The 20347-nt window shown below is 73.3% G+C and carries 22 protein-coding genes; 7 read left to right on the plus strand and 15 right to left on the minus strand.

Annotation, left to right across the window (positions count from 1 at the left end):
• Nucleotides 1-67: 67 nt before the first annotated feature.
• The 5 genes from ACFV0O_RS24175 to ACFV0O_RS24195 form a co-directional block, all read right to left on the minus strand.
• Nucleotides 68-820 (minus strand): aminoglycoside phosphotransferase family protein, encoded by a 753-nt coding sequence (locus ACFV0O_RS24175; RefSeq protein WP_380345192.1) that lies wholly within the window; start codon nucleotides 818-820, stop codon nucleotides 68-70.
• A gap of 186 nt (nucleotides 821-1006) precedes the next feature.
• On the minus strand, nucleotides 1007-1735 hold the full coding sequence (locus tag ACFV0O_RS24180) for a DUF1275 family protein (RefSeq protein WP_380345194.1): 729 nt from the start codon (nucleotides 1733-1735) through the stop codon (nucleotides 1007-1009).
• 356 nt (nucleotides 1736-2091) lie between these two features.
• A complete protein-coding gene (locus ACFV0O_RS24185; protein ID WP_380345196.1) occupies nucleotides 2092-2937 on the minus strand; it encodes an alpha/beta fold hydrolase in 846 nt (281 codons plus the stop codon).
• 168 nt (nucleotides 2938-3105) lie between these two features.
• Nucleotides 3106-3738 carry a dihydrofolate reductase family protein gene (locus ACFV0O_RS24190; RefSeq protein WP_380345198.1) on the minus strand — a complete coding sequence of 211 codons (633 nt, stop codon included), beginning with the start codon at nucleotides 3736-3738 and terminating at the stop codon, nucleotides 3106-3108.
• A gap of 214 nt (nucleotides 3739-3952) precedes the next feature.
• Nucleotides 3953-4735 carry a hypothetical protein gene (locus ACFV0O_RS24195; RefSeq protein ID WP_380345200.1) on the minus strand — a complete coding sequence of 261 codons (783 nt, stop codon included), beginning with the start codon at nucleotides 4733-4735 and terminating at the stop codon, nucleotides 3953-3955.
• Nucleotides 4736-4916: 181 nt separating this feature from the next.
• Here ACFV0O_RS24195 and thpR point away from each other — a divergent pair, with 181 nt between their 5' ends.
• Nucleotides 4917-5534, plus strand: coding sequence for an RNA 2',3'-cyclic phosphodiesterase (gene thpR / locus ACFV0O_RS24200; RefSeq protein ID WP_380345202.1), 618 nt, complete (start codon nucleotides 4917-4919; stop codon nucleotides 5532-5534).
• A 97-nt stretch (nucleotides 5535-5631) separates the two neighbouring features.
• Here the strand turns inward: thpR and ACFV0O_RS24205 are convergent, their stop codons facing one another.
• Entirely contained in the window at nucleotides 5632-6366 is a 735-nt protein-coding gene (locus ACFV0O_RS24205) for a L,D-transpeptidase family protein (protein WP_380345204.1), read from the minus strand.
• Nucleotides 6367-6575: 209 nt separating this feature from the next.
• Between ACFV0O_RS24205 and ACFV0O_RS24210 the strand changes: the two genes are divergently transcribed.
• Nucleotides 6576-6794, plus strand: a complete 219-nt coding sequence (locus ACFV0O_RS24210; RefSeq protein ID WP_380345206.1) for a hypothetical protein — start codon at nucleotides 6576-6578, stop codon at nucleotides 6792-6794.
• An 85-nt stretch (nucleotides 6795-6879) separates the two neighbouring features.
• Nucleotides 6880-7443, plus strand: coding sequence for a hypothetical protein (locus tag ACFV0O_RS24215; protein ID WP_380345208.1), 564 nt, complete (start codon nucleotides 6880-6882; stop codon nucleotides 7441-7443).
• 123 nt (nucleotides 7444-7566) lie between these two features.
• On the opposite strand, the gene ACFV0O_RS24220 is transcribed toward ACFV0O_RS24215, so the two are convergent.
• From ACFV0O_RS24220 to ACFV0O_RS24240, 5 genes are all read right to left on the minus strand, one after another.
• A complete protein-coding gene (locus tag ACFV0O_RS24220; protein WP_380345210.1) occupies nucleotides 7567-8082 on the minus strand; it encodes a GNAT family N-acetyltransferase in 516 nt (171 codons plus the stop codon).
• Nucleotides 8083-8207: 125 nt separating this feature from the next.
• Entirely contained in the window at nucleotides 8208-8876 is a 669-nt protein-coding gene (locus tag ACFV0O_RS24225; RefSeq protein ID WP_380345212.1) for a VC0807 family protein, read from the minus strand.
• Nucleotides 8877-9201: 325 nt separating this feature from the next.
• Entirely contained in the window at nucleotides 9202-9630 is a 429-nt protein-coding gene (locus ACFV0O_RS24230; protein WP_380345214.1) for a hypothetical protein, read from the minus strand.
• 233 nt (nucleotides 9631-9863) lie between these two features.
• On the minus strand, nucleotides 9864-10346 hold the full coding sequence (locus tag ACFV0O_RS24235; RefSeq protein WP_380345216.1) for a hypothetical protein: 483 nt from the start codon (nucleotides 10344-10346) through the stop codon (nucleotides 9864-9866).
• 107 nt (nucleotides 10347-10453) lie between these two features.
• The gene (locus ACFV0O_RS24240; protein WP_380345218.1) at nucleotides 10454-10723 is read right to left on the minus strand and encodes a hypothetical protein; all 270 of its coding nucleotides are present in this window, start codon (nucleotides 10721-10723) and stop codon (nucleotides 10454-10456) included.
• Between the two features lie 679 nt (nucleotides 10724-11402).
• Between ACFV0O_RS24240 and ACFV0O_RS24245 the strand changes: the two genes are divergently transcribed.
• Complete coding sequence (locus tag ACFV0O_RS24245) at nucleotides 11403-11963, plus strand: ribosome-inactivating family protein (RefSeq protein WP_380345220.1); 561 nt, start codon at nucleotides 11403-11405, stop codon at nucleotides 11961-11963.
• A gap of 102 nt (nucleotides 11964-12065) precedes the next feature.
• On the opposite strand, the gene ACFV0O_RS24250 is transcribed toward ACFV0O_RS24245, so the two are convergent.
• Nucleotides 12066-12356 (minus strand): DUF4287 domain-containing protein, encoded by a 291-nt coding sequence (locus ACFV0O_RS24250; protein WP_380345221.1) that lies wholly within the window; start codon nucleotides 12354-12356, stop codon nucleotides 12066-12068.
• A 288-nt stretch (nucleotides 12357-12644) separates the two neighbouring features.
• Between ACFV0O_RS24250 and ACFV0O_RS24255 the strand changes: the two genes are divergently transcribed.
• A complete protein-coding gene (locus ACFV0O_RS24255) occupies nucleotides 12645-12947 on the plus strand; it encodes a putative quinol monooxygenase (protein ID WP_380345223.1) in 303 nt (100 codons plus the stop codon).
• A 402-nt stretch (nucleotides 12948-13349) separates the two neighbouring features.
• Here ACFV0O_RS24255 and ACFV0O_RS24260 read toward each other — a convergent pair whose 3' ends face one another.
• Nucleotides 13350-14285: a LysR family transcriptional regulator gene (locus ACFV0O_RS24260; protein WP_380345225.1), complete on the minus strand. Its 936-nt coding sequence runs from the start codon at nucleotides 14283-14285 to the stop codon at nucleotides 13350-13352.
• 109 nt (nucleotides 14286-14394) lie between these two features.
• On the opposite strand from ACFV0O_RS24260, the gene ACFV0O_RS24265 reads away from it, so the two are divergent.
• Together ACFV0O_RS24265 and ACFV0O_RS24270 are read left to right on the plus strand one after the other, a co-directional pair.
• Complete coding sequence (locus ACFV0O_RS24265) at nucleotides 14395-15438, plus strand: zinc-dependent alcohol dehydrogenase family protein (RefSeq protein WP_380345227.1); 1044 nt, start codon at nucleotides 14395-14397, stop codon at nucleotides 15436-15438.
• A 473-nt stretch (nucleotides 15439-15911) separates the two neighbouring features.
• Nucleotides 15912-17186, plus strand: a complete 1275-nt coding sequence (locus tag ACFV0O_RS24270) for an Ig-like domain repeat protein (RefSeq protein WP_380345229.1) — start codon at nucleotides 15912-15914, stop codon at nucleotides 17184-17186.
• A gap of 147 nt (nucleotides 17187-17333) precedes the next feature.
• Here the strand turns inward: ACFV0O_RS24270 and htpG are convergent, their stop codons facing one another.
• On the minus strand, nucleotides 17334-19274 hold the full coding sequence (htpG, locus tag ACFV0O_RS24275; protein ID WP_380345231.1) for a molecular chaperone HtpG: 1941 nt from the start codon (nucleotides 19272-19274) through the stop codon (nucleotides 17334-17336).
• 260 nt (nucleotides 19275-19534) lie between these two features.
• Nucleotides 19535-20221, minus strand: a complete 687-nt coding sequence (locus ACFV0O_RS24280; protein ID WP_380345232.1) for a type III effector protein — start codon at nucleotides 20219-20221, stop codon at nucleotides 19535-19537.
• Nucleotides 20222-20347 lie beyond the last annotated feature (126 nt).

A 20347-nucleotide genomic window follows, 5' to 3' on the forward strand; every position in this document is an offset into this window, starting at 1 on the left:
TGGCCGCCCCAACCCGACGACCGGCACGGCGAGTTCGACCTGATCAGTCGATCAGTCGATCAGTCGATCAGTCGACCAGGTGGCGGTTGGCCCGGCTCCATGCGACGCGGGCCCGGAGTTCGTCCAGGTGCCCTTCCGCGACCCAGGTGGCCATCGGCTCGTGGCCCTGTTCAGCCAGGCGCCGGACGGCGTCGACGCCCTGCTCCTGGACGGTGAGCACGGCATCGACCAGGCCCGCCGTGTCACTGAGGCCGTAGGCGGCGGCGAACACCTCGAGGCGATGACGCCGGTCGGGCGGCCGCGGGTAGCGCAGCCACCGCAGGCACTGGGCGTCGTCGCGGAACGGCGCCGCGTATTCGAGCGCGTACGCCACGTCGTGCAGCCGTGGTGCCGGACGCGCGTGATCCCAGTCGATGATTCCCGTCGGCCGGGCACCGCGCCACACGGTGTTCCACGGGCCGAAGTCGCCGTGACAGACCACCTCGTCGCCGACCGGTCCGGCGGTGGTGGTGGACCAGTACGTGGTGTCCGGGGGCCGGTAGCCGGCCACGGCGTCGTGGTAGTCGCGCAGGAGGCGGGCGAAGGTGATCAGGCCTCGGTCGTCGACGACCTTGGCCCAGCCGTCGGGACCGGATTCGCCGCTGATCCAGGTCAGTACCTCGCGGCCCTGGTCATCGAAGCCGAGCACCCGGGGCGCATGGTCGTAGCCGACGGCCTCCAGATGGCGGAGCAGGCCGTGAACCGCCGGGGTCCACGGTCCGGTCGGCCGGTGCACCGTGTTGCCGATGCGCTCGACCCGACCGAACTGTCGTGTAGTCACCGGGCAACCGTGACGGGGAGACTGCCGTGACGCAACCGGTTATCGGGCCGGGACAGGTCGGGGCGCGGCCGGGCCGAGGAGTCCGCACGGACTCCGCCGCCCAGCGGACGCGTCCACCGGGGTCGTCCCGGACCGGACCGGCCCGCCCGCCGACGGGAGCGGCTCCGGTCCAGGTCCGCTCCCGGGTCAGGCCGGGGCCGGCTGCGGGCGCTCGGGCGGTCGCAGCTGGACGGTGCGGGCGTACACGGCGGTCACGCAGGCCTCGAAGGCGGCGACGGCGAGCAGCGCGGGCCCGGCGCCCAGCCGCAGCAGCAGGGCGCCGGCCGCCCCGCCGGCGAACATGCCGAGGACGGTGGCACTGCGCCGGGCCCGGACCAGCACCTGGTGCGGTGAGGGTGCGGCGTGGATCGACAGCAGGTCGGCCAGCAGCTTGACCAGGGTGATCTGCGCGACCGTGGTCGGCATGTCGGGCACCCCGGCCTCCAGCATCCCGCGGCTGCGCCAGCCCATGGCGCCCGCGACCAGCGCGGCGACGAGGGCCTCGGAGCTCCCGGGCAGTGCGCCGGTGCCGCCGACCGCGGTGGCGTATCCGCCGGCGGCGGCGAGCACCGCGGCCTCGGCGACGAGGACGCGGACGAACCAGCGCCGCCCCCGTCCGCGCGCCCGGGCGATGGCGGTGTTGGCGGCCGCGGCCCCGACCACGAACGCGGCCACCGCCTCGGCGGGGCGGGCGACCGGCACCCCGGCGGTCCCCACGGCCCCGAAGCCCAGCAGCAGGACGTTTCCGGTGGCGAGCGCCGCGAAGGCGTGGCCGAGGCCGAGGAAGGTGACGGCGTCGACCGCGCCGGCGCTCACGGTCAGGGCGGACATGACCAGGCTGATGCGGACCTGACCGCGGGTGGGATCGGCGGACACGCCGCCAGTGTGCCCGGGGCGCCGGCCCCGCACGGTCCGTGACACACCGTCGGCCGCCGGCGCGCGGCCGGGCCGATCGGGAACCGCTCGACGGGGGCTGCCGGAAGGCGACGGTGGCTTCCTGCCCGGTGCCGCGCGGGCCTCGCGTCAGGGTGCGGTGGCGTTCGGCCGGCGGGCGACGCCGTCGAGGGCCCGACGGCGTCGCGCCCGACCGACGCCGCCTACGCCACGGTTCCCGTGGGGCCGGCCGCCGTTCCGATCCTGTCGGTCTGCGCGGCGGAGACCTGGGCGACCAGCAGGATCGCCAGGACCGCGGCGGCGACGTCGACGAGCAGCCCTTCCTGATCCGCCGTCCGCTATCCGAGGGTGCGCATCGCTTCGGCGAGTTCGTCGATCGCGGTGTCGGGGATCGCGGTGGCGGCGTGTTCGAGGACGAGCAGTCGTGCCTGGGGGATGGCGTGGGCGAGCGCTTCGCCGTTGCCGAGGGGGAAGAACGGGTCGTGACGGCCGTGGGCGACGAGGGTGGGGATCGCGATCCCGGGCAGGCGTTCGCGCCAGCGGGGTGCGCAGTCGAGTACGGAGAAGACCGTGCCGATCTGGTTGGCCAGGTGGATCGGGGGTGTGGCGTCGTCGGGGGTGCGGTCCCAGATGCGGGCCGCGGTGGCGCGCGCGGTGGCGGGGTCGTCGCCGAGGATCCGTGCGCCGGCGGCGGCGTGGTCCGCGACGGCTTCGCGGTCGGCCCAGTCGGGCATCGTACGTGCGAACAGCCGGTTCATCGTGGCCCGGTCGTGGTCGGGGAGGTCGTCGTCGGGCGGGCCGGGGGCGACCGGCCGGGTGCCGACGAGGGTGAGTGCGCAGAACGCGTCCGGGTGGTCGAGTACGGCGACTTGGGCGACCGTTCCGCCGGCGCCGATTCCCGCGAGGTGGGCGGGCCGCCCGCCGAGGGCGTCGGTGAGGGCCGCCGCGTCGGCGGCGAGGTCGCGCAGGGTGTAGGCGGGTGCCTGCGGGTCGGCGGTCGTGGATTCCCCGCTGTCGCGCAGGTCGTAGCGCACCACGCGGCGTCCGCCGGCGGCGAGGCGCTCGCACAGCGCGTCGGGCCAGGAGAGCATCGTGGGTGAGCCTGCGAGCAGGACGAGCGGCGCGTCGTCGTCGCCGAAGGATTCGATGCCCAGGGTGATCCCGTGGACGGTGACTTTGCTCATCGGATTGTCGGCTTTCGTCGGAGGTCGGGTGTGCCGCGGTTCGCGGTACCCCTTCGAGAGTGCGCCGCGTCGTGCCGGGGTGCGCGGCGCTTCGGCGGTGACCGGGGTGTGTCGGGGTGGGCCCCGGTGCCCGGCCCGCCGAAGCGCCGGTGCCATGGCGCGGTGGTCTCAGCCGTCCTGCCCGAGGCCGCGGTCGGGCGCGTTCATGTCGCCGGTGGTGGGGGTGCCGTCGGCGAGCCCGTAGCGCAGGTACACCGTGCCGTTGGGGCCGGCTGCCGGGGGCTGGAGGAGCGTGACGTTCGTGGGCACCGCGCCGTCCTCGAACACCTTCTTCCCGACGCCCAGCACGATCGGGTGCACCCACAGGTCGAGCCGGTCGAACAGCCTCTCCCGCAGGAGGGTCTGCACCAGGTTCAGGCTGCCGACGACCTTCACGTGCTCGTGCCGGTCCCGGACCTCCCGCACCGCGGCCGCCAGGTCCGGGCCGAGCAGGGCGGACCCGGCCCACGGAAGCTCGGGCGTGCTACGGGAGGCCACGTACTTCGGGATCCGGTTGAACAACTCGGCGAACCCGCCCTCCTGGTGCGGCCAGTGGGCGGCGAAGATGTCGTACGTCCGCCGGCCGAGCAGAAGGGCGTCGGTGCCCTCGTACGCGGCGGCGATCTGTGCCCCGGTGGTCTCGTTCAGCAGGGGTACCTGCCAGCCGCCGAACGGGAACCCGACCGGATCCTCGTCGGGGCCGCCGGGCGCCTGCCCGACCAGGTCGAGGGTGGTGAACAGCTCGATGTGGATGAGGCCCATGTCTGTACTCCCGATGAGTCGGCCGTACCTGTCGGGATGTAGACCGGCCGGGGCCGCAAAACTCATCGCCCCGCGGGCACCCGGCTTTCGCACCTGGCGTCCGCCTCGCCCGGAACACCGCCGCACGGGCCCGCACCCCTCACGGAACGAGCGCCGTTCGCAGGCCTTCCACCAGGAGCAGGGCCGGTCGCGCGGTCCCACGACCCGGCATCGATCAGCTCACGGAGCGCCGCCGCATCGTGGTGCCGAACTCGGGGCGGACCGGCCGTCCCGTCCGCAGGGGAAGGGGATCGCGCAGCCTGGCCACGTACCGCCGGTACGCCCGCACCTCGGCCGAGACGCCCTCCACGGCGGCGAGGCGGTCAGGGAACATCACCCCTCCCGCGTGCAGTCGGGCATCCGTCCCGAACCGGTTGCCGTGCAGCCGGCCGGTCACCAGCCGGCCCTGGGTCCGGGGAAGCACCTTCGACCGGCCCGCCACCACCGGGCCGCGGTTGACCTGGAACCAGACTTCGCGCCGGTTGCCGAACAGCACGACACTCTCGCGCAGATCACGCACGTCGGTGTACACGTCGAAGTCCCAGTCGCCCGGAGCTCCCCCCGAGCCGTAGCACCCACGAAGGTGGTGCATGAACCGGGGCAGGCCGACCGGGGCACCGAACGGAATCACCGCGTCGGCAAAGGGCTCACCGGCGATGAAGTAGATCCTGAACTCCAAGCCGTACAGGCGCCCGCGGACCTTGTTCCTGATCCACAGCGAGAACGTCTCCGCGTCGCCGTAGCCGGACCGGTCCTCGGCGCGGACATGCCGGCTCAGGTGCCTGAACGACAGCGTCTCCGGATCGGCCACCAGGTCAGGGATCCGTTCGACCGAGCCGTGCAGCAGATAGAGGCACATCAGGTCCACCGGATGCGTGTCGTGCGCCAGCCGGGTAAGGAATCCGTCGGAAAAACTGTCCCGCAATGGTGTCTCCAGCCGTCCCGCCCTCTGCCACATCGTGGGCCCGGGGTGAATCTACGGCCTTCGGGGCCGGCGGAACAGCAGGTATCGGCACACCGTGGACTCCCTCTGACGGGAACGCGCAAGCCGTCGCCGGACTCACCGCCCACGATCGCTGGTTGTCGTCACTGCAGGTCCGCGTTGCGTGGGAGCCCGCGGGGGGTGCTAGAAATCCCTGGTGGATGTTTCCCCCGAGTCGCCGACGTTGCGTGTGTTCGTGGCGTTGGCACCGCCCGATGACGCCAAGGAGGAGTTGGCCCGCGCCCTGCAGCCCGCGTACACGATGTATCCGGGGCTGCGGTGGAACCGGATCGAGGACTGGCACATCACCTTGGCGTTCCTCGGTGAACTGCCGCGTACGGCGGTGCCGTTGCTGCAGTCCGTGCTGGCGGGCCAGGCGTCGTCGCGCCCTGCTCTGCGGCTGGGCCTGCGCGGGGGAGGCCACTTCGACGGGCGACTGCTGTGGAGCGGGATCGGCGGGGACCTGGAGGGCCTGCACCTGCTGGCCGCCGACGTCCGGAAGCTGGTCCGGTCCTGCGGGATCGACTTCGCCGAGCGCCCGCTGCGCCCGCATCTGACGTTGGCGCGGTCGCGCCGTGAGGATCCGGTCAGCGTGCCGCGGGCGGCGGCCGGGCTCGCCGGGTTCGTGGGTCGGCCGTGGCCGGCGGAGCGCCTCCACCTGGTCGGCAGCAACATCGCCCGGGGCCCGGGGCCGATCCGCTACCGCGACATCGAGGCCTGGCGGTTCGGCACCGCGGCGCGCGCTGCGGACGACAACGCCTCCGCCGGGTCGTAGCCCGCGGACGGGCCCCCTCGCCCGCCTCGGCCCGAGCCCGATCCGTTCGGCGCGGGCCCGGACGCCGGCGGGCCGTGTGCGGCACGGGGCGCGGGGGCTATCCGATGGCGATGACGGGGTGGTCGGCGGGGTTGATCCAGCGCATCGTGCGGTTCATGAAGGTGGCCGGGACGGCGACGCAGCCGGCGGTGGGGCCGGCCTGGGGGCCGAGGTCGTGGAGGAAGATCCCGGCGCCGCGGCCCTTGACGGCGGGGGAGGTGTTGAAGTCGATGACCAGGGCGTTGTCGTACTGGACGGGGTAGTTGATGAGGTGTTCGCTGCCGAGGGGGCCTTGTTCGGTGAGGTGGAAGCCGCCCTGGGTGTCGGTGCGCATCTGGTTGTAGTGGGCGGAGGTGGGGTCCTGGACCCACCAGTCGTGGGCGGTGACCTGGTGGTAGGGCATGGTCGTGCCGGGGTCGGGGGCGATGCCGAAGGCCTGGGTGAGGGTGTAGGTGCCGGTGGGTGTGGTGCCGGTGCCCTGGACGCGGGTGAGGCCGTCGTGGAGGCCACCGGAGCCGACGCGTGCGTCGGTGGTGGAGTCGAGGGAGTGCCAGAGGCCGTCGCGTCGTTCCCAGAGGGTCACGGTGGCGCGGGTGCCGTCCGCGTGGACCGTGATCACCTGGTCGGCCGGGCCGGCCGCCACGGGTACGGGGAACGGGGCGTCGTCGGCCCACGCCCTGGGGGCGGTGCCCGCGCTGCTTGCCGTGAGGGCGATGCCGAGCGAGAGGGCCACGCTCGCGCAGCGGAGTGCCGTGGCACGACGGGCGGCGGACGGTGTCCGGGAGACGGCCATGAAGGGGTCCTTACCTGGTGCGGACGACGGGGGCGAGGGGGTGCGCGGGCCGGCGGCGGGCGGCAGGTGCCATCGGTCGGTGCACCGACCGGCCGACCCGGCTCGGGGCGGGGCGGGGCCCCGGCACCGGCCGGTACGGACCGTGCCAGCGCCATGATCGGCTTGCCGGGGCAGCGGTGCCAGTACCGACACCACCGGGCCCGGGCGCAGTGTCCACCGTCGACCCGCAGCCCCGGCACGGCCACGGGACCCGCACCCACTGCCAGGACGGGTACGGGGCCCACCCCGCCCTGGAGCCAGGGACCACGATCTGCACCGATGCCGCGCTGACCCCCGGTCACGGCGACGACCACCACGAGGCCACCGTCGCACCCGGCCGGGGCGGACGCGGAGCGAGCGCGGTCGTGGTCACGGCCTTCGAGTCGTGAGCGAAGGGCGGCAGGTCGGCGGCGCACAGGATCAGCAGCGTGGTGGCGGGTAGCCTGGACGCACGTTCGATGAGGAGTATGGCGAATGACGTTCTGGAACCAGTGGCGGGTGGTCGTCGACGAGGCCGACCGGGCCCAGTGGGTGTGGGAGCCGCTGAAGAGTGTGGGCCCGCTGCGGTTCGGTATGGCGCACGACGACGCCACGCAGGCAGTCGCGGGCTACCTGGAGCCTTCCCCGCGCAGCACGAACCACTACGGCGACGTGGTGAGTCACGAGTTCGCCCTCACCCACGCTCCGGGCGGCCCCGCGCTCACGGCCTACTACGACGCGGGCCGCCTGACCTGCGTGGCCGTCAACGCACGGCGCGGGCCCCAGGTCACCCTCGACGGGCTCCGGCTGGTCGGCCGCGTACCGTCCGAACTCGAAGCCGCCTTCATCGAGTACACGACCACTCACGGCCACGAGCTGCGCTACGGCCCGCACGCGGACCCCGGTACCGAGACGCTCGGGGTGGTCCTCCGCGCCCAGCGCGCCGGGGATGTCGTACTCAGCCGGCCCGTGTTCGTCGCCCACGACTGGGCCGATCGATGCGTTCACGTCCCGGAAAGCCGCATCCCTGACAGCGAATGGACCGACCGCCACTACTGACCGGGCTCTGCCCGGGATATGGGCGCTGCCCGGAGCCGAGAACCGGTGGGCGACGTGGGCCGGGACATCGGCCGCCGTGCCGACGACCTCACCAGCGGGTGATCACCCGGCCGCCCCGTACCCTCAGGCGGTGCCGACGGTCTCGGTCCGGACGTCGTACGGGCGCAGGCCCCGGTTCTCGTAGTTGCGCAGGGCGTTCGGGTGATCGTCGGTGTCGGTGTGCAGCCAGACCCGCCGGACGGACTCGGCGCCGAGCGGTTCGGTGGCCCATGCCTGGCGCAGCGCGAGCGTCAGCGCGTAGCCGCCGAGGCCGCGGCCGACGTGCTCCGGGACGAGCCCGAAGGTGGTGATCTCCACGTCGCCGTCCGGGTGCGGCTCCAGGTTGGCGACGCCGGCGGGTTCTCCGTCGTGCGTCAGCAGCCAGTACTGGCGCCGGGGGTGCTCGGTCAGGTGTGACGCCCAGTCGGCTGCGGTGCGGGCGGTGCTGCGCCAGCCGTGCGGCGCCCCGACGCGTGCCTGGACGGCCTGTACCTCGGGGGACGAGCCGTCGGCCGGGACGAGGGCCAGCGCGGCGACCGGCCGGGACGGGCGCAGTTCGGCCGGGTCGGTCATCTCCAGGTACATGACGGTCTTCTCCATGCGGCGAGACTACAAACCCCGGCCCGCCCTGCCTGTCGGTGGGTCAGCGGACGCGGCCGCCCGGGCCCGGGGGCGCACCGTTCCACCACGCCGCCCGGTGTGGCCGGGGCACGGCAGGCGGGCGTTCAGCCGGCCGCCGAGCGGGCCGTACCGGAGGTGAGCCGCCAGAGCCCGGCCACCTCGTAGTAGATGCCGTTCACCACCTGCAACAGCAGCAGCGTGACCGGCCAGAGCAGCGCGCCGAGGCCGGGTACCACGTCCACCGGCAGGGAGTAGGCCATCACGACCCGCGCGGCCGCATCGAGCAGCATCGCCACGCCCCAGATCGCCGTCGACACCCGCCAGATCCGCCGGAAGGCCGGCTCGCGTTCCCACAGCACGTCCCAGGAGGTGCCGTCGGAGCGGAACCGTCCCTCCAGCAGGGGGCGGCCGCCGTGGAAGACCAGCGGGCGCCTGGCCCTGATCGAGATCAGGAACCAGAGCCCGGCGACGCCGGTCAGCCAGCCGTCCTTGGCCAGCAGGAACCGGGGGCTGCCGCCGACCAGTGCGGCCGCGACGCCGAGCAGCATGGTCCCGGCGACGAAGCCCGCCATGCCCTCCAGGCTGCGGGTGCGCAGCCACTGCACCGCCGTGGTGAGCGCCGGCAGGAGGGCCCCGGCCAGCAGCGCGACGAACACGCTGACACCGGCGGCGCGCAGGCCGTAGTACAGCGCGATCGGGACCACGACGTCCCGGACGACACCGAGCAGCAGACGCCGGCCGCTCGGCTGCGGCGGAACCTCCGGGGTCGTCACCGCCGGCACCGCCGTGTGGTCATGACGTCCTCCGGGTCGCGAGAAGGGCCGGGGCGGTGGCCGCTCGGACGCAGTCGTCCACGTCCGGGCGGGGCGGCCGTCGCCGCTCCGCCCGGCCGGGCCGCCGGGCCGGTTCCGGACGCCGTCCGGACGGCACCCGGACGGCGGCGACTGCCGTGTGTCACCTGCACAGGTTGCCTCTTCCTCGCCGGACGACGGCTGAAGGCCGCGACCCCGCCGCCGTGTCCGACGATCGCGGTGTCCGCGGCGACGTTCGGAGCGGGAGCGGGAGCGGGAGCAGGCGCGGTGCCGGGAGCGGGAGCGGTCAGCTGGTCTCCGCCCCCGGCACGGGAGGGTTTCCGATCGTCACGTCGCCCATCCGCCCCGCCGCCACCGCGTGGTCGTGGGCCGCCACGTTGCCGACGGCGATCCCCCTCCCGGAGGCCGAGACGCCGCCCACGCCGGCCTGCCCGGCGGAGGCCACCAGCTCCCGCAGGCCGACGGCCACCGCATCGCGCTCGGCGCCGCCGGTCTCCTCCAGCAGGTCGCGGAACCGGGTCTGCCACGCCAGGGCCGCCCGCTCCCGCAGTTGCTCCAGCTCGCCAGGACCGACGTCCGTCACCTCCGCGGCCGTACGGTCCAGCCGTTCCAGGACCACGGCCGAGGAGTCCGCCCCGGCCCTGCCGCGGCCGAACAGCCGCGCCACCCGGCCGCGGAAGCCGGTCCACGCATCCGTTCCGGCTGCCTGTGCCACAGCCGTTCCGGCAGCCGTCGCCAACGTGATCAACGCAGCATCCACCGACGCCCCCGAGGTAGCTCTCCGGCGGACACGCCCGTCCGCCCGTCACGTCGCAGCGTAGTGACGGCGCACACCGCATGCGGCAGATCCGGCGGATATGACCCGCCCGCCCGGGTGTCGGGTGTAGGGAACCGGCCCGGCCTCCGCCGTCGCGGTCCGGGCGGGGCCGACCCGTCCTGCCCGGCCGGTCAGTCCTGCATGCGCAGGTAGTCCTCCAAGGCGACCTCGCCCATGCTCTCCGTGAGGATCGGCCGGAGCAGCGCGGCGGTTGCTCCGGCGACCGCTCCCAGTGGCGCCACCAGGGAGCGGTCGACTCCCGACAGGTCACCGGTGCAGAGGTACGCACCCGCGATGGCGCTCGTCAGGACGTCCTTGGGGTCGACCGCGGGGGACCCGGAATCCGCCGTGCCCGGGACCACCGAGACGATAGCCACGGCCAGCGGACTCGCATCGGGCCGCCCCGCGATCTTGGCAGCCACGTCGGCTGCGGCGCCGTCACCCAGAAAGACGAGTCGGACGAATTCTCCCAGCTCGTCGACCTCCTGCTCGCCGAGCGGGCCGATGGCCCCGAGCCGGAGCAGGTGGTAGCGAATCCTGTGGATACCTGCGTCCTCCATGAAGAATTGCCTGGACTCGTTCACGGCCTGCCCGGCGTCCCTGAAATCAGACATCTTTCGCACTCACTTGGGAAATGGCCTCCGGGGCCGTTCGCCTCCGGAGGCCGTCCGGGGTCGCCCCGCCTCGCGACAGGACGACCATTCGGGTATTCGGGTCGGACTCACCCGATTGCGTAGATGACCCGGTAGTGGAGATCGTTCGGCCAGTCGCTTCCGTCGGTCCTCTTGATGGAAATACGGAAAGCGATCTGACCGTTCACCGGAACCACGTTGTGGACTGTCATGACAGCATCTCCGGCCTGCGGTATCCCCTCGAAGCCCAGCTCGCAGATGGAGGCGACGATACCCTTGGCAGGGTTGGCATTGGATTCGTTGAAGTTCTGCCAGAACTCACCTCGCCCGGTGGAGTCCGCAGAATTGAAGAAAACCATGGGTACCTCCCGGATGAAACCGGCCGAAACCCGCAGAGCACGCAGGGGGTGGCACCTTGCGTCACAACGTATCCGCCGGATCCTTGACGCGGTCGGGCCTCGGAGGGTTCGACCCTGTGGGGATCGCTCTGCTTTCGGCGCCTGACATAACAGTAGTCCTGCGTCTTGCCGCTCCGCTAGTATCTTTCTCCCCCGGGAGAAAGCGCCGAGGATTCTGTGGCCCGGGCCCGGTGACGGTCTGTAGGGCATTCCGTGTTCGCCGCGCGGAAGGTGCGCGCGGTGCCGGTCCACTCCCGGTGACCGGTTTCCGACAATCCCGGTCCACGACCGCTGGGGCTGCCCGGCGAGGTCCGGGACGGTGACGGAGGGTCGGCGCGCGGCCGGCGACCGGACGGTCACGGCGAGTGGCAGCAGGGCCCCGACGGGACCGCGACGGCAGCCGGGCGAAGCGGGCCCCTCGGGTCCGGCGCTGCGCGGAACAGGTGCACGTCGAGCAGTGCGGCCGAGCAGCCTCATCGGGCCCGTGCTCGCGGCGCTGCCCGGAGACGGGCCGGCTCCTGCTGTCGATCCAGCTCGCCGTCCCGGACCGGCGCGGTGCCGTGCAGCACGTCACCCTGTACTCCAGGCCACCGACCTGTACCTCGTCGGGTTCAGCCCCGGCTACTCGCGCAACGCCTAGATGTTCAACGACCGGCAGGAGGACACCTACGCCAACTTCCTTCCGCCCGACCACACTCCCCGCAATCTCCGGTTCGGCGGGACGTACAACTCGTTGACCAACGTCGAGGGCGCCGACACCCGCTACACGATGCGGATCGGGTACGACAACATCTGGGACCGGATCCTCCACCTGGCCACGACGCCGGAGGACGAGTTCGTCGGGACGAACGCCCGGACCAACGCGCGGACCGCCTCGGCACTGCTCCAGATGATCAACATGTTCTCGGAGGCGGCCCGCTTCCCCGACGTCCAGCGGCACTACCACGACGCGTTCCGGAACCGCGACGCCGTCACCCAGGGCCTCACCCCGTTCGAGCAGGAAGCCGAGAACGGCTGGGGAGGCCTCTCGAACACGTTCTTCCGGCTCAACCAGGACCCGACCGCCTCGTGCACGCTGAGGGTGGGACTCACCTCGGTGGTGTCCAACAACCGGGCCCGGATCCGCGCACTGGTCGCCCTGCCGACCGGATCCACCAGGATCATCGGAACCCGGTTCAACAAGAACCGGAACCAGGTCTGAGAGACCGCCGGGACCGGTCCGCCCCCCCGAACGGGCAGCGGGCCGGTCCTCCGGCGTCCCGGCCGGGCCGGGACGGTCGCACGGTTCAGCGGCTCCTGGCGGTCACGCGGGCCGGCTCGCCCTGCCGTCCAGCCAGAGCGTGTCGGAGGCGTCGCGGTGAGAGCCCGTCGTGCCCACGTGCTTGGCGTCGATCTTCGCGCCGTGCTTCAGGACGTGGACGAGGGCCATGCCGTGTCCCCGGCCCAGGCCGTAGTCCTCCTTGAGCCACGAGAGGATCACCCCTGCCTTCGTGGACGGGTCGTCGAAGCCGCGCTGTTCGGCCAGTGCGATGAACTCCCTCGGCGTCAGACCCGTCTTGGTCTCGATCGTGTCCAGGTATGCCTGAAAGGACATGTGCTCTCTCCCATGCGTCGTGATGCTCCGGGTGTTCGGGGTGTAGACCGGAACGCGGAGCAGAACTCATCGCTCCACGGCCGAGAAGATTCTGCGGGCGGGTGGGACGACGGGGCCAGCAGCACCTGCGGCTGACCGTCGACCGCGCGCGCCGTACGCCGCCGGGACGGTGAACGAGCCGCTGCGGCGGGGCCGTCTGCGGGGGCGCGCCCCCGCACCGTGTTACCGATTGCTCCGGGGCCGCCCCCGCCGGGGCCGCTCGGACACCTCAGGATCGGAGTGCACGTCATGGAATCGAACGTCGGTCTGCTGGCCCGCATCGAAGCCCGGCCGGAGCATGCGGACGCCGTCGAGGCGCTCCTGCGTGGAGCCCTGGACGCGGCCCGCGCCGAAGCGCAGACCGTGACCTGGTTCGCGTTCCGGGAGAGCCCGACCGTCTTCGGGATCTTCGACACCTTCACCGACGAGGCCGGCCGCACCGCCCACCTGAACGGACCGATCGCCGCCGCCCTCATGGAGATCGTTCCCACGTTGCTGGCGGGCGCCCCGGACATCCGCCCCGTCGACGTCCTGGCCGTCAAGCCCGTGTGACACCGCGGACGCGGACGTCCTGCGCCAGGGCGGTGCCGCCCGGCCGGGCGCACGAGGGGCGACCGCGCCCGCGCGGGGCCGCGTCCCGAGCGTCGGGCTCAGCTGCGTTCCTCGGGTCCCGGCGGGTGCCCGCCCGGCACGCTTCGAGCGGGACGGGCCGGTAGGGCCGGACGGGCCGCCCGCAGCGGTCGCTGCGAGCGCCGCGGCCATGGCGAGCGGGGCGACGAGCAGGACGACGGTTGTGTTCACGCGCGCCTCCGACGACGAGGGAACCCGGGACGACGGGTCTCCTGCCCCGGGGCCCGCACCCCGTGCTGCGGCGCACCCGAACAGCCGACGAGGTGTCCGCCTCGCCGGCGTGCGCCTCTCCGGGACGTGTCCCTTCCGTGCGCGCGGGACGCGTCAGGACACGGCCGGGCCGTGCTGCCCGTCCGCCTCCCGCAGGAGTGTGCGCAGGGTGTCGAGGCAGGCGGTGATGGCGGGTTCGTCCGCCGTGTCGTGGCGGGTGGCGATCCCGATCGTGCGGGCGAGGGCGGTGTCGGTCACCGGCAGCGCGGTGAGGGCGGGCGGCAGGTGGGCGGCGGCCATGCGGGGGGCGAGGACGGTGTGGCCCCCGCTCGCGGCGAGGGCGATCATGGCGGTGAAGTCGGTGCAGACGTGTCGGACCCGGGGAGTGAACCCGGCGGAGCGACAGGCGTGGAGTACGGCCTCTCCGCACGCGCTCTGCGCCGGGGCGGTGATCCACGGCGTGTCGGCGAGCTCCGCCAGGTCGACGGGGGCGCGGTCCGCCCGGACGGCCGGGTGGTCGCGGGGCAGGACCGCGACCAGCGGGTCGGTGCACAGCGTCCGGGTTGCCACGCCCGGGAGCGGCGGAGCGGCCAGGTTGTCGTACCGGTAGACGAGGGCGGCGTCCGCGCGGCGCTGGAGCAGCAGGCGTAGGGCGGCCTCGGGTTCGGCCTCGGTGATGTGGAGCCGCAGGTCCGGGTGGGCGGCTTCCAGGGCCGTGGCGAGCGGGGCGGCCACCGGGGCCAGGGCGCTGGGGAAGCACGCGAGGCGCAGGGGACCCGCGGGGTGCCGGGCCGCGGCGAGCAGGCGGACGCGGGCGTGTTCGAGTGCGGCGAGCACGTGCTCGGTGTCGCTGGTCAGCCGACGGCCCGCGGCGGTGAGGTGGACCGAGCGGCCGGTGCGTTCCAGCAGGCGGGTACGGGTCTCCTCCTCCAGGAGCCGCAGCTGCTGCGAGACGGCGGAGGGGGTGACGCCGTGGAGGTCGGCGACGGCGGTGACCGTGCCGTGCACCTCCAGGTCACGGAGCAGGACGAGGCGCCTCACATCGAGCATCAGTCCATCTTAAGGTCAGGTTGTAGGAGATGTAGCTGGACGCGGGTGTCCCCGCCCGGCGACCCTGGCTGTCGTCTTCCCCGTCGTCGAGCAGTGCCAGGAGTGCCTCGTGCGTGCCACCGTCATCCACGGCCCCCGTGACGTCCGGATCGAGGAGGTGCCGGACCCGGTGCTCCGGCACCCGACCGACGCCGTGGTGCGGGTGGTGAGCGCCTGCATCTGCGGCAGTGACCTGTGGGCCTACCGGGGTGTGGCGTCCCGGGTGGCCGGCCAGCGGATCGGCCACGAGTTCCTCGGCATCGTCGAGGAGACCGGCTCCGAGGTGACCGGGGTCACCCGCGGTGACTTCGTGGTCGCGCCGTTCGTCTGGTCCGACGGTGTCTGCGACTACTGCCACGACGGCCTGCACACATCCTGCCCGCAGGGCGGTTTCTGGGGTGAGGTCGGGTCCGACGGCGGCCAGGGCGAAGCCGTCCGCGTCCCGTTCGCCGACGGCACCCTGGTCAAGCTGCCGAAGGAGGCGGCCGGCGAGGAGAAGCTGCTGCCCGGCCTGCTCGCGCTGTCCGACGTGATGAGCACCGGCCACCACGCCGCCGTCACCGCCGGTGTCCGGCCGGGCAGTACCGTCGTGGTGGTCGGCGACGGCGCGGTCGGCCTGTGCGGGGTGCTCGCCGCGCAGCGCCTCGGCGCCGGCCGGATCATCGCGCTGGGCCGCCACGAGGCGCGCACCGCGATCGCCCGGACCTTCGGCGCCACCGATGTGGTGGCCGAGCGCGGAGAGGCCGCGGTCGAGGCGGTCAGGGAACTGACCGGCGGTCAGGGCGCGCACGCCGTCCTGGAGGCGGTCGGCACCGAGGAATCGATGCGCACCGCGATCTCCGTCACCCGTGACGGTGGCGCGGTCGGCTTCGTCGGCGTGCCGCACGGCGGCAGTGCCGGAGTCGACATCTCCCGGATGTTCGACGGCAACATCTCGCTGCGCGGCGGCGTGGCCCCCGCTCGTGCGTACATCCCGGAGCTGCTGCCCGACGTGCTGTCCGGCGCCATCGATCCCGGTCTGGTCTTCGACCGCACCGTCGGCCTCGACGGAGTGCCGGACGGCTACCGGGCGATGGACGAGCGAACCGCGCTGAAGGTGCGCATCACCTTCTGAGGGCCGGACACCGGGCGCATCGGCGACCCGGGGCGTCCCGACACACCGCGCCGGGTGCGATCCGGCCGGTGCCCGGGTGGTGTGGTGGACGCGCAGGCCGGGCCGTCGAGCGGGTGGCCTCCGGGTGCCGATGTGGCGGTGGGCAGGCACTGCTCGACCACTGGTGGTACCCGGCGGGCACGGCCGGGGCACGGCTCATGGGACCGTACGGCCTGCGTGACGCCGACGGGTTCCTCGGGGAGGAGCCGGGCGACGAGCCCGGCACGGTGATCCGGCAGGTCGTGGCGGACACACGCTGAGCCGTGACCGACGCCACCGGCGAACCGGCGAACCGGCGCAGGCGTGTGCAGGCCCGCCGGGGTGACGCCGGTGGTGTGTCAGGCCACGTGCGACCGGCGACCTGCGCTGCCTGGCTCAGGGTGGAGGCGGCAACTTCCTGCCGACAAGGTCCCCTCCTCTTCAGGGAGCAGATTGTGACGTCCACACTGCCGCCAGCCGGCGGTCAGCCGGGCTCGGGCGCAGGCGTGCCCGGCACCGGTTCGGTGGCCCGCCGGAGCCGGGCACTGGCCATCGCGGCCGGCCTGTTCTGTACGGCTGGCATCGCTCCGCTGGCGCTGACCGCGCCCGCCCACGCGCAGGGCACCTGCACGGTGTCCGGCCCCACCACCACCTGCACGTTCGTGTTCACCGGCGCCGAGCAGACGTTCACCGTCCCGGCCGGTGTCACGCAGGCCGACGTCACGGCGACCGGTGCCGCCGGCGGCCTGGAGGACAACGGCGTCGGCGGCGGCCGGGGCGCTCAGGTGTCCGGCACGCTCACCGGGCTGGCCGGCGGGCAGACCCTCTACGTCGAAGTCGGCGGCGCCGCCAACACCGCCTCGTGCACCGGCGGCGCGCAGTGCACCGGCGGCTTCAACGGCGGCGGCAGTACCCACTTCGGCGGCGGAGGAGGCGGCGCCTCCGACGTCCGCACCCAACCCGGTACCACGCCGCTCACCACCACCGACTCCCGGCTCATCGTGGCTGCGGGCGGCGGCGGAGCCGGCTGGGCCGGCCAGTGCACCGGAAGCAAGGGCGGAGACGCCGGCCAGCCGGGCACCGACGCGACCTGCAACGGGGGCGCGGGTGGCGGTGCGGGCACGTCCACGCACGGCGGGGTCGGCGGCACCGGCGGGGGCGGGTTCTACGGCGGTGGGCCCGGCACGCTCGGTGCCGGCGGCACCGGCGGCGGCCCGGGTGCTTCCCTGACCGGTGGTGCGGGGGGCGGCGGCTACTACGGCGGTGGCGGCGGCGGCAACATCAACCCGTTCATCAGCCCGAGCGGGGGCGGAGGCGGCGGAGGCGGCGGCTCGTCCCTGGTCCCCGCCGGCGGCACCGGCCCCACGGTGACGAGCGCCGCCGCGGGCATCACCATCAGCTACACCACTCCGGGCAAGCCGGTGAACACGCGTCTGATCGCGCTGCCCCCGCAGGTCCGGCTCGGCCGCCCGGTGGTGCTCGACGACCTGGTCTGCCCCAGCGGTACCGGCGCCACGACCCCGCCCACCGGGACGGTGACGTTCACCGACACCACGACCGGCACGCCCCTGGGCACGGCACGGCTGGTCCTCAACCTCGGGAACTGCGGGGCCGCGGGGCGTGTCGTCTTCTTCGGAACCCCCGGAGTGCACGTCGTCACGGCCGTCTACAGCGGCGACTCGGTCTACCAGAGCGGCAGCCCGGAAACCGTCTCGGTGACGGTCTCCTGAGGGTCTCCTGACGGTTTCCCGACACCGTGACGGTCCCCCTGCCGGACGCTCCGGCAGGGGGACCTCTGCCGCTGTCACGGGCCGCTCCGTGCGGTGCGCGACGGCCGGCCCGGCACGCTCGGCCGTGCAGTCGCGCACCCGCAGCGGCTACAGGGCCTGGGAGAGGCGGTCGGTCAGGAGCCGGGTGAAGCGGGCCGGGTCGGGCAGGTCGCCGCCCTCGGCGAGCAGGGCGCTGCCGTGGACGAGCTCGGCGGTGTCCGCGAGCGCCGGGTCCTCGGGCTTCGTCCGGTGGGCCTGGTGGAGGGCGGTGATGAGCGGGTGGCCGGGGTTGAGTTCGAGGATGCGCTTGACCGGCGGCAGCTCCTGGCCCATGGCCCGGTACATCTTCTCCAGGGTGGGGGTCAGGTCGTGGGCGTCGCCGACCAGGCACGCGGCGGAGGTGGTGAGCCGGGTGGACAGGCGGACCTGCTTGACGTGAGCGGCCAGGGTGGTCTGCAGCCACCCGAGGAGGTCGGCGAAGTCCTGTTCGCGCTGGGCCTTCTCCGCCTTCGCCTCGTCACTGACGTCGCCGTCGGCGTCGTGGTCGAGGTCGACCTGCCCCTTGGCGATGGACTGGAACCGGTGGCCGTCGAAGGCGGGGACCTGGTCGGTCCAGACCTCGTCCACGGGGTCGGTGAGGATCAGGACCTCGTAGCCCTTGGCGGCGAAGGCCTCCATGTGCGGGGAGCTCTCCACCGTCTGGCGGTTCTCGCCGGTCAGGTAGTAGACGGTGTCCTGGCCGTCCTTCATCCGCGCGACGTACTCGCGCAGCGTGGTCGCCTTCTCCGGGTCGTTCGTCGAGGCGGCGCGGACCAGCTCCAGCAGCGCGTCGGTGTTGTCGCGGTCCTCCAGCAGGCCTTCCTTGATCACCCGGCCGAACTGCTCCCACAGCTCGGCGTAGGCGTCGGCCTTCGTGGTCTGCATGGTCTTCATCGCGCCGAGGACCTTCTTGACGAGGCGCCGGCGAACCGCGGTGATCTGGCGATCGTGCTGCAGGATCTCGCGTGAGACGTTCAGCGAGAGGTCGTGGGCGTCGACGACGCCCTTGACGAAGCGCAGGTAGTTCGGCATCAGCGCGTCGCAGTCGTCCATGATGAACACGCGCTTGACGTACAGCTGCACGCCCCGCTTGGTGTCGCGGGAGAACAGGTCGAACGGGGCGTGGGCGGGGATGAACAGCAGCGCCTCGTACTCGAAGGTGCCCTCGGCGCGCATGTGGACGGTCTCGGCCGGGGGCTGCCAGTCGTGGCTGATCTGCTGGTAGAACTCGCTGTACTCGGCCTCGGTCACCTCGCTGCGCGGGCGGGCCCACAGGGCCTTCATCGAGTTCAGCGTCTCCGGGCCGTCCGCGGCCGCTTCCCCGTCGCCCGGGTCCGTGTCCGCATCGGCGGCTTCGGCGGCCATCCGGATGGGCCAGCGGATGAAGTCCGAGTACTGCTTGACGATCTGACGGATCTTGCGTGCCGCCAGGTAGTCGCCGAGCCCGTCCTCGCTGTCCGCCGGCTTGAGGTGCAGCGTGACCGAGGTGCCCACCGGCAGGCCGTCGGCCTGCGCGATCGTGTAGGTGCCCTCACCGTCGGACTCCCACGCGGTGCCCTGCTCGGTGCCGGCGCGGCGGGTACGCAGGGTGACCTTGTCGGCGACCATGAACGCCGAGTAGAAGCCGACGCCGAACTGCCCGATCAGGCTCTGCGCCGCCTCCGCGTCCTTGGCCTCCTTGATCTTGGCCAGCAGGCCGGCGGTGCCGGACTTGGCGATGGTGCCGATCAGGTCGACGACGTCGTCGCGGGTCATGCCGATGCCGTTGTCCCGCACCGTCAGGGTGCGGGCCTCCTGGTCGACTTCCAGCGTGATGTGCAGGTCGGACGTGTCGACTGCGAGGTCGGTGTCGGTGAGGGATTCCAGACGGAGCTTGTCGAGGGCGTCGGAGGCGTTGGAGATCAGCTCGCGCAGGAAGATGTCCTTGTTCGAGTAGATCGAGTGGATCACCAGCTGCAGCAGCTGGCGGGTCTCCGCCTGGAACTCCAGCGTCTCGGTCGGGCTGGCCACGGGAGGCGTCTCCTTCGGGTGTACGTACGGGAAAGGGTTCGGGTCGGGTCGGGTCAACGGCCGGATCCGGACGGGTGTGCCGGGTCCGGACCGGGGTCTTCGGATGTGGTCGAGGGGCTGGTGGGACGGCTCGGGCGGCAACGGTCGCCGGGCGTGGCGCGGCGGGCACGGCCTGCTCGACCAGGGCCACCGCAGCGGGCCCGCCGGTCAGCTCCGGCACCGTCTCGCGCGCTGCGGGCCGCGGCCCGGCGGGCTCGCGGTCACGGGCCGACGGAGGGTCTGCGGCGCCGCCGGTCACTGTCGGTGCGCAGCTGCTCGGTTCGGGCGGTGAGCGCGTCGAGGCGGTCGGCGATCGTCGGGTGGTCCGCCTCCAGGAGGGGCCGGGTCCCGGCGAGCGGGGCGAGCAGGCGGGCGGGGTCGGGGTGGCCGAGTGCGTCCAGCAGGCGTTGTACGGCGGGTGCCGCCGAGCTGGCGAGGCCGTCCAGGGCGCTGATCTGTCCGGCGAGACGGCGCAGGTCCGCGGCGTTGTCGCGGGCCCAGGTGGTCACCGCGCGGTCGGCGGCGCGCTGGTCGCGTGCGGCCCGGACGCGCTGCTCGCCGGTGCTGCCCACCTCGGTGCCGGCGTCGCTGTCGGGGCGCATGCGCAGGTAGCGGCGCTCGGCGGCCTGTCGACTCCGCACGCCCATCGGTTCGGCGAGGTCGGTCCAGGTGGCGCCGGCGCCGCGGGCGGTCTCGATCAGGCCGGTCTCCCAGCCTGCGAGTTCCTCGCGGAGGTGGCGCAGCATCAGGAGCGCGGACAGGGCCTGCTGCGGGTCGCGCTGGTCCGCGGTGTCCGCAGGCGCGTGGCGGGCCGTGCGGGCGGTGGCGTCCATCGTGCCCAGCGCGGCGGCGGCGGCCAGGAACGAGGCCGGCCCTGTCCCGGCCGTGCCGGTGTCCCGCACCGTCATGCCGTCACCCTTCCGTTGACCGGTCCGCTGTCATCGCATGGACGACATGCTACAACGCGGTGTCGCGCCGTACCGGTCCCTGCAGCCCGGAACCGGAGCGATGTGCATGCGCGTGGGGATCACGCC

Origin of the sequence: Kitasatospora sp. NPDC059577 (genome assembly GCF_042735475.1) — a bacterium.
Classification (GTDB): domain Bacteria; phylum Actinomycetota; class Actinomycetes; order Streptomycetales; family Streptomycetaceae; genus Kitasatospora.

What these genes read in the sequence shown, in the direction of transcription:
- ACFV0O_RS24185 (WP_380345196.1), bottom strand. Translation starts at nt 2,937, where the DNA reads ATGAGCAAAGTCACCGTCCACGGGATCACCCTGGGCATCGAATCCTTC.
- ACFV0O_RS24190 (WP_380345198.1), bottom strand. Translation starts at nt 3,738, where the DNA reads ATGGGCCTCATCCACATCGAGCTGTTCACCACCCTCGACCTGGTCGGG.
- ACFV0O_RS24195 (WP_380345200.1), bottom strand. Translation starts at nt 4,735, where the DNA reads ATGTGGCAGAGGGCGGGACGGCTGGAGACACCATTGCGGGACAGTTTT.
- ACFV0O_RS24205 (WP_380345204.1), bottom strand. Translation starts at nt 6,366, where the DNA reads ATGGCCGTCTCCCGGACACCGTCCGCCGCCCGTCGTGCCACGGCACTC.
- ACFV0O_RS24215 (WP_380345208.1), top strand. Translation starts at nt 6,880, where the DNA reads ATGACGTTCTGGAACCAGTGGCGGGTGGTCGTCGACGAGGCCGACCGG.
- ACFV0O_RS24220 (WP_380345210.1), bottom strand. Translation starts at nt 8,082, where the DNA reads ATGGAGAAGACCGTCATGTACCTGGAGATGACCGACCCGGCCGAACTG.
- ACFV0O_RS24235 (WP_380345216.1), bottom strand. Translation starts at nt 10,346, where the DNA reads ATGTCTGATTTCAGGGACGCCGGGCAGGCCGTGAACGAGTCCAGGCAA.
- ACFV0O_RS24240 (WP_380345218.1), bottom strand. Translation starts at nt 10,723, where the DNA reads ATGGTTTTCTTCAATTCTGCGGACTCCACCGGGCGAGGTGAGTTCTGG.
- ACFV0O_RS24245 (WP_380345220.1), top strand. Translation starts at nt 11,403, where the DNA reads ATGTTCAACGACCGGCAGGAGGACACCTACGCCAACTTCCTTCCGCCC.
- ACFV0O_RS24250 (WP_380345221.1), bottom strand. Translation starts at nt 12,356, where the DNA reads ATGTCCTTTCAGGCATACCTGGACACGATCGAGACCAAGACGGGTCTG.
- ACFV0O_RS24255 (WP_380345223.1), top strand. Translation starts at nt 12,645, where the DNA reads ATGGAATCGAACGTCGGTCTGCTGGCCCGCATCGAAGCCCGGCCGGAG.
- ACFV0O_RS24260 (WP_380345225.1), bottom strand. Translation starts at nt 14,285, where the DNA reads ATGCTCGATGTGAGGCGCCTCGTCCTGCTCCGTGACCTGGAGGTGCAC.
- ACFV0O_RS24280 (WP_380345232.1), bottom strand. Translation starts at nt 20,221, where the DNA reads ATGACGGTGCGGGACACCGGCACGGCCGGGACAGGGCCGGCCTCGTTC.